The organism is Paenibacillus pabuli, from assembly GCF_039831995.1.
In the GTDB taxonomy this organism is placed as follows: domain Bacteria; phylum Bacillota; class Bacilli; order Paenibacillales; family Paenibacillaceae; genus Paenibacillus; species Paenibacillus pabuli_C.
In genome coordinates this window covers 2,081,266-2,094,072 of sequence record NZ_JBDOIO010000003.1, presented here as the reverse complement: position 1 = coordinate 2,094,072, position 12,807 = coordinate 2,081,266, and the positions used below count along the sequence as shown (strand labels likewise).

Genomic DNA, 12,807 nt, shown 5'->3' with positions numbered 1-12,807 from the left:
ACGGAAGAACATTTGCTCAAGTAGGGAGTGGGAACATTTGAAATCAAAAACACAGCTAACAGGGCGAGTTATTTTCAAAGGAGAACCGGGGTATGACGCCGCCCGGAAGAACTGGGATCCTCATACTGACAGATCTCCTAAAGTGTTTGTGTTTGCCCAGAAAACGAAAGACGTCTCGAATGCCATCAAGTGGGCTCGGGAAAACAAGGTACCCATTCGGCCAAGGAGTGGAAGACACTCTCTGGAGGTGAATCTTTCACAGGTAAACGGTGGAATCGTCATCGATGTGAGTGATTTGAATACAGTCAAGCTGGACAAAAAGAACGGTACGGTTGTTGTAGGGACCGGTAACCGTGTGGGAAGAATCGCCAACATGCTGGCACGACAAGGCTTCATCGCTCCTTTTGGTGACAGTCCTACGGTGGGAATCGGCGGCATTACCTTGGGTGGAGGAATTGGACCTCTTCAGCGATCCATTGGTCTCATCAGTGACAATCTGCTTGAAGTCGAAATGGTTGATGCGAAAGGGAAAGTGATTCGTGCGAGCAAAAACTGCAATCCAGACCTGTTCTGGGCTTCACGCGGGGGTGGGGGCGGTAACTTCGGTGTATACACTAAATATAAATTTAAAGTACATCGTGCCCCAGCCAAGGCTACCGTATTTCGTATCACATGGCCGTGGAATCAATTCGAAAAGGTATTAAAAACATGGCAAAAATGGGCTCCTTCTGTCAATACCAAATTAGGCAGTGAATTAACCATCGGACCCAAAAAGGGCGGCAATGTCAGCATGGAGGGGCTATTCCTGGGTTCTAAAACAGAAGCGCTTCACCTGTTAAAGCCCATCACAAGTGTTGGGACACCAACTGCTTCTATCATCCGGCTGTTGCCTTACACCGAAGCCGTGAAGTTCTTATTACCTCCTGATCCGGTGCTCACCCAAAGATACAGTAACCAATTTTCTTCGGGATTTGGTAAACGTCCGTTTCCGGACAAAGCAATCAAGTCCATGCGAGAATTTTTGGAGAACGTGGAAGGGGAAGATGCAGGTTTCTTCTTCCTCAATTGGGGCGGAGCAGTAAGCCGCAAATCTCCTAAGTCAACGGCATTTTACTGGCGCAAAGCAAAGTTCTATGTAGAATGGAACAGTTCATGGATCAAGCCATCGGAAGCCGCCAAAAACATCGCTATCGTTCGCACGACTCGGACAAAATTGCAGCCATTCATCGTAGGGTCCTATATTAACGTGCCGGATCAGGGAATTAAGAACTCAGGGTCGGTTTACTATGGAGCTAACTACGCCAGATTACGGAGAGTAAAAGCTAAATATGATCCAAAAAATGTGTTCAATAATCCACAAAGTATCATTCCAGCGGGGACTGTAAAAGTAAAATAATATGGTTATGGATGTATCAGCTTAACAGAAAAGGACAGAGGCTGTTGAGCGACGTATCAGCCGTAGCCATCTCAGGTCTGGAATCGATAACTAAGCTTAGTATAAGAATAAGAAAAATGCCCTTGTACAAGGGCATTTTTTGGCGCAATAGTTATTTCATCTGGATAAGGCTTGGTTACTATTTGGTGTTATTGAGTGGAATTCGCAATTCTTCATCCGGCTTTTTGGTTGTATAGTTCCATACATACAGACCTATATTTTCACCCTTAAAATCTTTGTACACTTCCGTATGTTTATTATCTGAGTCATTGAAGTATAAAGGCGTTAAGTAATGCTTTTCACCCTGATCAAGGAAATAGGATTGATTAATTCCGCCAAATGTAGTGTCCGGGCTGAACGACTCAACATACAGGTTACCATCCTTGAGATAATACGTCCAACTCAAACGGAATCCTTCGTAATCACTCGCTATTGTTTGTGGCTGAGTAGAGATATCCGTTAGAAGAATAGAAGCCTGGCTTCCAGCATGCTCATCTACTCGATCCTTCGCGATCAAGGTCATGGGTTTGTTGGCCACAGAACTTACATCCATGAGCGAGGAATCGGACTGCTCAAATCGAAGTTCCGTTTGATTAGGATCTAACGTGCCTTCAAGGGAAACGTAGCCTTCCAACATTCTGCCGCCCACTTCCAACTGATAGGTCCGGTATGGCAGTCTGTAGTAGTGTTCTTGGTGATCAATCGTTACTCGAATCTGGGTTGGTGTCATCACTAGCCCACTAATTCTAGCCTCTCCACCCGTCGAATCCAATGGAATATCCATTTCTTTCTTAACCGTACCCGTTTCCATCAGCTTTTGAGACAAGGAAAGATCTAGGTTCCAGGTTCCATCTGTTCGCTCTTTCTCATGTGTATACGTGAGGGTAAAATGATCTGCTTTCTCTTTGAACTGCTGCTCGTTAAATATTTGTGTGCTGGAGTATGCTCCGGTTGCACCTTCTGTACCGTAGACTGGGCTTTCCGTTTCTTTAATCATGTTCCCGTTTGGATCATAAGCCGTGATTCTGGCCCAAGTCTGTTCCTTCAAATCCTTATCCGTGAAAGTCACGTTGGAACGAATCATGATTTGATCTTCCGTGTGCTGGAAGGATTGTACTTCTACCGCTTCGATCCCGTCCTTCTGTATATTGAATTTCTGAGTATTAGTATCTTGGGGATTGAGTGTAATGTCTTCCTGCATATCTTGGAGATAACGTACACCTGTAATGGAGAATTGAAGGTCAGCCTGATTCTCTGGTATCACCCAGTCCGTTTCGAAGTACCCCTGGTAAACACCTTGCTCTTCGTTCCATTGTTGATAATAGTGCCCTTCAATAGGTGTGCCATCACTGTCTTTCAAGACCATTTGATCATATCTGATTTCTGCTCCATTCGTCTCCATGCCGGGTTTAATCGTATAGAGAAGGACTGTTCGGTTACCATCCACAAAAGCGTTATGCACCGTTAATGTCACTCCGTGAGCCGTGACGCTTTGTTCAATAGACTGACCATATCCCGCTTGGAGAGCCGACTCAATTCCAGACTTATGGGATAGAACATCGCTCCAGTCATATTGAAAGGCCGCATATACCGGAGTTGCCATTACGGCTACAGATACACCCAGGACCATGGCGACTTTCGTTTTCCCCCGCTGTGATCTATGCTTGATCTCATCGGCGATCCGCAGCTCGTCCATTTGTATACTGTTAAACATCATATCAAAATCAGGATATTCGATGTGCTCTGAATTTTTCATGTGATTCTTAACTTTGGATTCTACTGTATTCAAAATGATTCTCTCCTCTCATGTTAACCTTCTCGTAGTACTCCAGTTTCTTCCGCATCAGTTTAAGAGCCTTGTGCAATCTGGATCGAACGGTACCCTGACGTATATGGAGGATCTCCGAGATCTCAGCAACAGAAAGATCACCAATGTACCTCAGGGTTACAACACTGCGCAGCTTGTCAGGCAATTGTCGTAATTGCTGTTCCAATTCGGCGAGGGATAACTTAGCCATAACCATTCCATCGACCGAACCTTTGGCAAGAGCCTCGTGTTCGTGTAAGTTCTGTAGTTGATCTTGCTTATCATGTTTGACTTTGTTTTTACGAATAATGTTGAGGCAGTGGTTCATGGCGATCCGCATAATCCAGGCCTTTAGATGTGTAACATTTCTCCAGTCCTGCCGAAACACAGTTACAAACACATCATGGCAAACATCCTCGGCATCCTGGATGTTTTTGAGCATATACAAGCAGGTACGATATACATCTTTATTGTAAGAATAGAAGAGTTCGTGCTCGGTCACTTCCGCTACTCCTTTCTGGTTGGGATATATTATAGACAAGTGAGTGTCGAAAATGATTCACTTTTTTTATCCTGTCGCAATGAAGAGCTTGCTAAGATACTCCATTATGGAAGATTCGTCACGAGTTGAACAGATTAACAGTTACCATAAAAGATCCCGACCTGACAGATCAAAGCAAATAATGACAGGCCGCGAAACAAGTATTCCTCTATTATAGAAATCAAGGAGTGGTCAACCGTATGAACTGGATTGAATCGTTACAGAAGGCTATTCAGTATATAGAAGAGCATCTACTCGAAAATGTAACAATAGAGCAGATCTCAGCACAAGCACATAGCTCGCCTTTTCATTTTCAACGTACGTTTACGCTATTAACAGATGTTACCGTATTCGAATATATACGGCGGAGACGATTAACACTGGCAGCACATGAACTGTTACAGAGTGATCACAAAATTATTGATCTGGCACACAAGTACGGATATGACACCCCTGAATCTTTCTCCAAAGCTTTTCGCAGACAGCATGGAATTGCACCAAGTGAAGCACGAAAAAGCAGCACCTCTGTCAAATCGTATAATCGCTTGGTTATTCAAGTAAGTTTAAAAGGAGCGGAACCGATGAATTATAAAATTGTTGAACAGGCTGCATTTACGTTAGTTGGGATCAAGCAAGCTTTCTCTTATGTAGATGGGGAGAATTTACGGGAAATCCCGAAAATGTGGCAAGAAGCGTATTCGAGCGGGACAGAAGACCGTTTATTGGAACTGAATAATGGGGCTATACGAGGATTGCTTGGAGTCTGTGTAGATCAGACCGAGATGGAGGAGAAGCAAATGGAATACTGGATTGGCACGGCGTTTGACGGTAAAACTCCTGAAGGACTGTCATCCATCACCATTCCTGCTTCCAAATGGAGTGTTTTCGAAGTTCAGGGCCCGATGCCTGAAAGCATACAGAGCCTATGGAAACAGATTGTTTCTGAATGGTTTCCATCTAATCCTTATGAGCATGCGGGGATACCCGAATTAGAAGTATATCCAGGTCCTCATCATGCGCCACAAATCTGGATACCGATTAAATAAGGAGTGAGAACAATGACTTCGAATTTTCATCACTTGGCAAGGGGAATTATTATCATCCAGGATCAGGTTCTGCTCGCCCATGCCATTGGTCATCAAAATACGTTCCTGCCAGGAGGTCACATTGAATTTGGTGAAAGTGCACCTGATGCACTAAAAAGAGAGATTGAAGAGGAGCTGGGTTTGTCATGTTACATCGATGGATATTTAGGATCAGTAGAGCATCGGTGGGAGAAAAATACGGAGTTACACTGCGAAATGAACCAAGTTTTCAGAGTGAAAGTCCCTGAACTGGATATGTTACGACCTCCTGTATCCCTTGAGGCTCATATTGAATTCTATTGGGCGTCCGTGTATGAGCTTGCCGGGCATCATTTGCAGCCCTATCCATTCCGTAAGTTAATTCCACAGCTTGTCAGAGGAGATACATCGATATGGTGGGAAAGTACGTTGAAGGATGGCATAACAGCGGATAATATCGAATAAGGTTACTACTCACTAGTTAGGGAAGAGAGTAAAGAGTTCACTCCGTTCAATGTTGATTTCTATATTTTGAAGATGGAGATGTTCATAAGCTTTTCAAAACCCTTCATCAATACCTTATATTAACATCTTTGTTTAACACCATTTCTTAAAACCATAGATCAACACCTTTAATTAATACCTTTTTACAAGCGAAAAAAGTGTCTCAAAAAGCTTGATCCATAAGGGCTTCTGTATCTGGATAAAATTAGATACGGAAAGCTCTTATTTTTATGCAACATGATAATCGTAAGGTACACATCAGGAAACGCTAAACCAACACTACATATATAGAAGCCCACACCAACGATCAATTCATCCAAACGGGTAGAATCAGTATAAACATCACCTATATAACAAAACCACATGATATAAAACGTTATCCACAGCATAATTGATGAAACTGGAAACCGAAGGAAGTTATGAAATCGATTCAATCCCGCTATTTTAAGGGCAGACCAATGAAAGGGGCTCTCAATAATATTAGAATTGAAAAGCAAATAGCAGTCATTCTACCATTCGTAGAACCACTGCAATACAAAATAGGTTAAGCCTAATTATAAGGATACACAAATAAATCTAATCCAATAGAAATTAGACAATGTGCGCTTGAAATTGATTATTTTGTTGTTTATGAATATACTTCTCAATTTCCATCTTGATCTCCAGAATTGGAGCGGGAAGAGTTTTGATACGGTAATAGTGTTGAACAAACCATTCAGGATGTTGTCTGAAACGATGGAGCCAGCACGTATGGATGAGACGAAGTTTGTCCCACACTTTAATTTGTTGGTTGTGCGCCGCTTCGATTACTTCATGATTAATAACAGAGATCTCATCATTTGCATTGAGGCTGCTCTCTGCCATGTGTTTCTTCTGTTGGATATGTTCAAGCTCCACAGACAGTTGTACAGCATAATTTAACTCGGCTGATTCCATAACGGACCGAAAATATGCACTGATCTCATTCAGTTCGTTCTTTTCCTCATTCACAATATAGGATGAATCTTCTCTGTAGATCATGTTAAAGAAGGTCTGTGACCGTCTTCTATGATTTTGAATGCTAAAGAGCGCATGGTCGAAAATCTCGGTTGCATAATCATATCCAAATTTCGCATAGTAATCTTCCATGACTTTTGCTATTTGCCAAACGGCTTTCCGAGATAAAAAGTCACAACAAAAACGATGCTTAATAAGCTGTTTTGTCACCCACAGCTCAGCACCTTCAGAATAAACTTCACCCATGTCAATCCATTTGGAGTGAACGTTCAGGACCTGGAAGTTTTCAGTATGTACTTTGATCTTCAGATATTTGGATGCCTTCCTAAGGATAGTGATCGCTTCTTTTGGTGTACGTATGTTAAGAAGTCCAGTTGGGCCATAGAGATCATTGATGTAACCCCAGCGGAAATTGCCTGGAATGTAGATCAGCTCTTTGCCAACATAATGAAGAACAAAGCGTTGAACATTTCGATCTTCAGACAGAAATTCATCACAAGTAAAAAAGGCAAAATTTTTGGCATATAGCGTTTCTTGTGAAACTTCTGCCTGATCACGAACAAAGATGTAACGATCAAAGAACAATGTACCAGCGTCATTGTAGTGGATAATATTTTCGTGTTCCAACTTGTGGAGAAGAATTCGGATTCGATAAGTGGAGGTACCCATTCGTTTAGCGAGTTCGGTCTGAGAAAGAGGAACTTCTCCGCCATATGCGCAAACGGTACCCAGCAGGAGTTTAAGTTTGAAAAGCAAACGAGTATCATGATGTAGGGTCTGTGCATCGAATAGATCAGGATGGTGTTTCATCTGCGCCTCTCCTTAACTCCCAACGCTGAAAATGGGTATGGAAAATAAGGGTTTTGGCTTTTGTTTTTTTAGAAGACATGCTATAATGAACACATCAAAAAAGAAGCAAGACCAAGACCCCGACTTTTCGTGGTTTTAATAAGTGCCAGTCGCCAAACTATCCACTTATTAGAACGATAATGGTTGGGTTCTTTTTTTTATTTTTACAGAGATTATTATTAGTTTTCCATTCACTATAAATAGATTATAGCATTCGTCTAATTAATTGGGAACACCATGGGAAGTACGAGAAATGCGTAATAAAAATAGAAATGAAGAATGAAACGTATTTTTATGATCATACATATAGTACGAGAAAAAAGTTAGAAAACTATAAATAAGGCTACAAGCTTGAATTTATATCGTATTCGACAAAACCAGAAATTTTTTTTGGTCATTTTAGTACGTGGAAATCGTAATAAATTTATTTAGGTACGAGTTTTGAGTAATAATTATGAGAAAGTACGAGAAATAAGTGAGAATTACGTTGATATCAATGCGGGTACCCTGTCGTGCAAAGAATGAAACATCAATTTGAAGTACGAGTTATTCGTAATAAAAATGAGACAGTTCCTTCAGTACATTTTATTTAGTGATTATTGAATGGAAGTACGAAGAAAAAGGTAGAAAATGAGATCAGGTACGTTGTTTTCGTAATAAAAAAATGTGGTGTAGTAGCTCTAATGGTACTGTAATCGGATATTTATTTTTATTACGAGATGAAGTACGAAAAAAAAGTAATAATATAATGCCAGTACGAGAAATGAGTAATAAAAATTCAATGAAGCAGCACCAAAAAAGAAGATCGTATTTCTAATAACCCAGGTTAAATCGGGTCGCATGACAATCCATAACCAAAAAAAATTGGAGAATGAGGTTCATTCTCCAATAAGTTCAGTCTGTATAGGAAAGGTAAGCTGAATAGGTGGTTCCGCCTGATCGAAAAAGTCATGCATTTCCGTGTGGGTCAACGGAATAAAGGAAATCTCAAAAGAGGAATGAAGTCGTTTATAATCAGCAATCAGGAAATTCAGGCTTTTGAACTCCTCTAACGCATCCTGGATCTTTTTCATGTTTTGTTCCGTTTTTCTTTTGTCCATTCGGACTTTACGCAAGAAATAGCTGAGCGGGAAGATATCGATGAATTGGTTCCCTTGTACATACCGCTCCAGACGCTCCTTCTGTAATGCATGGACCAAAATCTTCGAGATGTTTCCTTCAATGGAGTTTAGGCTGTCTCTATAGATTTTGACGGTCTGTTGATTAATGTATTGCTGGTGGAAGTACGTACCGATGACAATTTCGGCATAACGTCTGCCATTGGGATTGGAGTTGATGACAACCGAGTCAAATATGGACCAGTCGGCAGAACCGGATCTTGCTTTTTCAGACTTCTTCTTAATCACGGCCTGGAAGCCAAACGACCTGATTTTACGCAATCTTTTCTCAATTTCAACGTAGTTTTTAACCCCAGAAGAGTTATAAGCTTTGCTCACCAGCTTGGAAATATCAACGGTTATCGTCCGGTCTGTGTAGAAAGATTCATCCTTTTGCGAAAGGACATAGAAAATGATATCCCGATCGGTACCATCCAGTGATTTCGTAAGGCTCTTGTCTGCGAGCAGGAAATCCCCATCTTCGACCTTGATAATGGTGCGCAGGAACTCATTGTCACTGATCTCATAATCATCGAAGTAGGTTTGCTTGTTGGTGATTTCGTCCAATTCCATTCGGATTTTCAGGTTTGTTGATTTTTCTGCGAAAACGACATCCTCGATCAAGCCATGAGGCTGCACATCCACTGCATTGGTTAGATCGTGTTTATCAATAATATCAGCTACAATAAAGTGCAGATCGGTGTCGATGGCCTTTTTGATCTGATTGGTTTTTTTACTCGACAAGTAACGATAGTCAGTGAGGTACGTGGAGCTGGTGGTTGCCCACTCACTGATTTGTTGTAGACGTAAAGCGGGTAAATCATTCAGGTCTTTTACGCCAATCAGTCTTTCGGATTCAGCAACGATATCCAGCCCCGCATTCGATGCCTTCATTTGCTCCAGCGCAAGTTTCCAAGAGCTAATCTCAATCAGAACAGGATTGTTTGGCACCGAATCCAGTTCCTCTTTAAATTTCTTGAGCCAATACTTTTTGCTCTGTTGTCTTTTGCGATAATTTTTATCCCGAATCTCCACGTGGTCTTCCAGATGAGGCGTATCAAATCCAAAATTCTGGATTAAGAGTTCCTTGATTAGCTCAAAGAGCCACGTCTCTTTTGAGGTGCTGGTCGTTTCCTTGTAAACGTACATGTATAGATGATCGACAATTCTTGGTGGTAAGCACTCAATTGTCTTGGTAATTGCAAAAAGCGAAAGTTTAACCATAGCCATTCTCCCTTAATAAAACTTCTCCCTTAAAAATATATCATAACTTCATATCAATTAGGCAGGGATTATCATGGAAAAGGATTTAGTTTAGGGAAAAGACACCGTATCAATGTCTATCTCTTCATGTGTATCGCTTCTTTTCTATGCAACAAGGCAAGAGGACAACAGACAGGTTCGTCGAACCATAAGTAGTAGATGGTCAAAAGGAGAGACGATAAACATGGATAGAACGTTAAATGAACTTCTAATAGAGGCAGACATCGTTTCGCTACAGTCGGCGATGGAATCCGGATCGTTATCATCGGAGATCTGCGTTCGTTGGTATTTGGGTCGGATCGCGAGGCTCGACATTAAGCTGAAATCGGTACTCGAAGTCAATCCGTACGCCATAGAGGAAGCCATTTCGCTTGACGCAGAGCGTAGGGAACAGGGAGTGCGCGGACCGCTTCACGGCATCCCAATCCTGCTCAAAGATAATATCGATACAGGAGACCACATGCATACCAGTGCGGGTTCAGTTGCCCTTGCAGAACATGTTGCACGGAAAGATTCAGCGGTGGCCGCACAGTTAAGAGCTGCCGGGGCCGTATTTCTTGGAAAGGCAAACATGACGGAATGGGCGAATTTCATGTCGAGTACCATGTGGTCTGGATATAGCTCCAGAGGCGGACAGACGTTGAATCCGTATGGTCCTGGAGAGTTGTTCGCGGGGGGATCGAGTTCGGGCTCCGCAGCAGCTGTTGCCGCCAATCTGTGTACCGCCGCCATAGGTACAGAAACTTCGGGTTCAATTATTAGCCCAGCCTCGCAAAACTGTCTTGTCGGCCTTAAGCCGACAGTTGGTCTGGTCAGTCGTACAGGGATTATTCCGATTACATACAGCCAAGATTCGGCCGGCCCGATGACGCGTACGGTCAGGGACGCTGCAATTTTGCTTGGTGCAATAACAGAGGTTGATCCGGATGATGCAGCGATGCATGAAAAAGGAAGGAAAGCCTATACAGACTATACGTCCTTCCTGGATGTGAATGGCCTAAGAGGCGCAAGAATTGGCGTTCCGAGGTTCTACTATGAGGATCTAGATGATGCACGAGCAGGAGTTATCGAACGAGCCATCAGTGTATGCAGAGAACAGGGAGCGATCATTATCGACCCGGTGTCATTACCTTGTGAACGTGCGAAGTGGGATTGGGACGTGATGCGATATGAATTTAAAAAAGGGTTAAATGACTATCTGGCCAAAGCGGGACCAGGTGCTTACGTCAAAACGTTAGATGAGCTTATCGCCTATAATGAGGCAAATGATGATGCTGCGCTTCAATATGGACAGGATACGCTGATCTGGTCAAATGAAACAAGTGGGACCTTGTCTGAACCAGAGTATGCCGAGAGCTTGCGGCTTAATCGTCAGTTATCCCGGGAGCAAGGCATCGACCACGCGATCCGTGAAAATCAGTTAGATGCGTTGATATTCCTAGGTAATGAGGAAGGACTCGATTTGTCTGCACGCGCAGGGTATCCTGTAATTACCGTTCCGGGCGAGTACGTCGAAACAGGTATCGTTGGTGAAGATGGCTATACGACCAAAGGTCCTCAGGGTATTACGTTTGTCGGAACCGCCTACAGTGAGCCGATCCTTTTCCGACTAGCTTACGCCTACGAACAAGCGACCAAATACCGCTTTGCACCAACCGATGAGGCTTAATCTAAAATTTGATCTTTAAGTAGAGATTGTGGCTCACTCTTCTTAACGGTAGCGGGAAAGTGATATGAAAAAAGGTTGTAACTCTGGCCCCGGTTTCCTTGTTTAATAAGATGAGGTGATATCAATGGGGCTGTTTCAAAATCGGAACATGCGTTGGTTCTTATTATGCAGTTTGGTTGTTTTGGTTAGCTGCGGTACCGTGAATAAGGAGAAGTCTCAGGAAGCTAACCCTGAATTAGTGATAAATGAAGAGAAAAAGCCATGCCCCGGGGTTATCGAATGGATTGATTTTGTAAAGATTGATGGTATTTTATATTTCCATAACAATGACAAAGCCGTACCGGCAGAGAATATAGGGGACAGGATAGGGGAAGTCTCGTATATGCTGAATGAACATGCATGTGCGGATCACGTGACTGCCAATGGAGATGCTGCATTTCTTCCAATTGGGACGGACATCTATGAACTAAAAGGTTATAAGTCTCACTTTCGCGTTGTAGCGGATCATAAAATGTATCAAGTAAGCGAAAATCCCAATGCCAAAACAATGGGCGGTCTCTTGGATATCGAAGGTAAAGTAAAGAAAGTTAGCCTCGAAAGTGGCAATGATGGCAGTGTGATCGGGGACTTTCCCCAAGAAGCAGCAGCAGAATTCGTTAACGAGCTGCTACCTTTAACATATGTTGGTTTTGATGAGGTCTACCAAAAAGCAAAGCATGAAACCGGCATTTTTTTGCGTGTACACCTTCAAGATGGTACATCATTTAGAATGGTATACTACCCGAAGGCCAATGCTTTCTCCGCAGGAGCCTTTGGAACAGAAAAACTGCGAACATTAATTACATCCCAGAGAAAACAACTTAAAGCAGCTGCGGGTTTGTAGCAGGAACGAATAAGTGAAGAAAACAGCAGCAAATCCAGGAGAGGGAGACATCAGACATCTCTCTGATATACAAAAATTTCAAGGCGAGTATATTCACCTACGTGGATGCTCGCTCTTCTTGTGTTCAGAATATCGGCTCCGATAGTCTCGTCCAAGGCAAAAAGCCGTCCCCAAAGTCAAATGACTTCGGAGACGGCTTTTGGTTGTTTATTAGGACACATTGGAGCTTGATGCTCGCAAATGACCAGATGAGGTTTTAATTTTAGTGTTTAACTGCTTCGCCAGCGAATACTTCCACGTTCATCGGTGCTGCCATGAATGCAGCTGCTTGTTGAACAAATCCTTGGAAATGAGCGCTTGCGTTGTGAGCTGCTGTAGCTGCTTCGTCTTTCCACAATTCGATCATGGTATATTGATGTTCTTGTTCAGTGCTTTTGTTCAGAACATAGCTGATGTTGCCTTCTTCATTGCGAGTTGCTGCAACGAGTTCTTTGGCAGCTGCGAGGAAAGCTTGTTCTTGATCCGGTTTAATTGACAGGTGTGCGTGAATGATAATCATGTGTGTTTACCTCCGTTAATGTATATGAATGGTTTGATTGTTGCCTATAGTTAAGGGTAACGCAGTTCTTAAAAGGTGTG

At 42.6% G+C, this 12,807-nt stretch carries 10 protein-coding genes; 5 read left to right on the top strand and 5 right to left on the bottom strand.

Annotated features, from left to right (window positions below; translation table 11 throughout):
- Positions 1 to 37 precede the first annotated feature (37 nt).
- Positions 38 to 1,396: an FAD-binding oxidoreductase gene (locus ABGV42_RS11360; RefSeq protein WP_347381752.1), complete on the top strand. Its 1,359-nt coding sequence runs from the start codon at positions 38 to 40 to the stop codon at positions 1,394 to 1,396.
- 178 nt (positions 1,397 to 1,574) lie between these two features.
- Here ABGV42_RS11360 and ABGV42_RS11355 read toward each other — a convergent pair whose 3' ends face one another.
- Entirely contained in the window at positions 1,575 to 3,224 is a 1,650-nt protein-coding gene (locus ABGV42_RS11355) for a DUF4179 domain-containing protein (RefSeq protein ID WP_347381751.1), read from the bottom strand.
- Positions 3,199 to 3,744, bottom strand: a complete 546-nt coding sequence (locus tag ABGV42_RS11350) for an RNA polymerase sigma factor (protein WP_347381750.1) — start codon at positions 3,742 to 3,744, stop codon at positions 3,199 to 3,201. The genes ABGV42_RS11355 and ABGV42_RS11350 overlap by 26 nt, the downstream gene beginning before the upstream one ends.
- Positions 3,745 to 3,983: 239 nt before the next feature.
- On the opposite strand from ABGV42_RS11350, the gene ABGV42_RS11345 reads away from it, so the two are divergent.
- On the top strand, positions 3,984 to 4,829 hold the full coding sequence (locus tag ABGV42_RS11345; protein WP_347381749.1) for an AraC family transcriptional regulator: 846 nt from the start codon (positions 3,984 to 3,986) through the stop codon (positions 4,827 to 4,829).
- 12 nt (positions 4,830 to 4,841) lie between these two features.
- Complete coding sequence (locus ABGV42_RS11340) at positions 4,842 to 5,312, top strand: NUDIX domain-containing protein (RefSeq protein WP_347381748.1); 471 nt, start codon at positions 4,842 to 4,844, stop codon at positions 5,310 to 5,312.
- A gap of 630 nt (positions 5,313 to 5,942) precedes the next feature.
- Here ABGV42_RS11340 and ABGV42_RS11335 read toward each other — a convergent pair.
- Both ABGV42_RS11335 and ABGV42_RS11330 read right to left on the bottom strand, forming a co-directional pair.
- Positions 5,943 to 7,157, bottom strand: a complete 1,215-nt coding sequence (locus tag ABGV42_RS11335; protein WP_347381747.1) for a hypothetical protein — start codon at positions 7,155 to 7,157, stop codon at positions 5,943 to 5,945.
- 917 nt (positions 7,158 to 8,074) lie between these two features.
- A complete protein-coding gene (locus ABGV42_RS11330) occupies positions 8,075 to 9,577 on the bottom strand; it encodes a hypothetical protein (protein WP_095288093.1) in 1,503 nt (500 codons plus the stop codon).
- A 223-nt stretch (positions 9,578 to 9,800) separates the two neighbouring features.
- On the opposite strand from ABGV42_RS11330, the gene ABGV42_RS11325 reads away from it, so the two are divergent.
- Positions 9,801 to 11,285: an amidase family protein gene (locus ABGV42_RS11325; RefSeq protein WP_347381746.1), complete on the top strand. Its 1,485-nt coding sequence runs from the start codon at positions 9,801 to 9,803 to the stop codon at positions 11,283 to 11,285.
- 124 nt (positions 11,286 to 11,409) lie between these two features.
- On the top strand, positions 11,410 to 12,168 hold the full coding sequence (locus tag ABGV42_RS11320; protein WP_347381745.1) for a hypothetical protein: 759 nt from the start codon (positions 11,410 to 11,412) through the stop codon (positions 12,166 to 12,168).
- Between the two features lie 262 nt (positions 12,169 to 12,430).
- Here the strand turns inward: ABGV42_RS11320 and ABGV42_RS11315 are convergent, their stop codons facing one another.
- Entirely contained in the window at positions 12,431 to 12,727 is a 297-nt protein-coding gene (locus ABGV42_RS11315; protein ID WP_127536506.1) for a putative quinol monooxygenase, read from the bottom strand.
- Between the last annotated feature and the right edge of the window lie 80 nt (positions 12,728 to 12,807).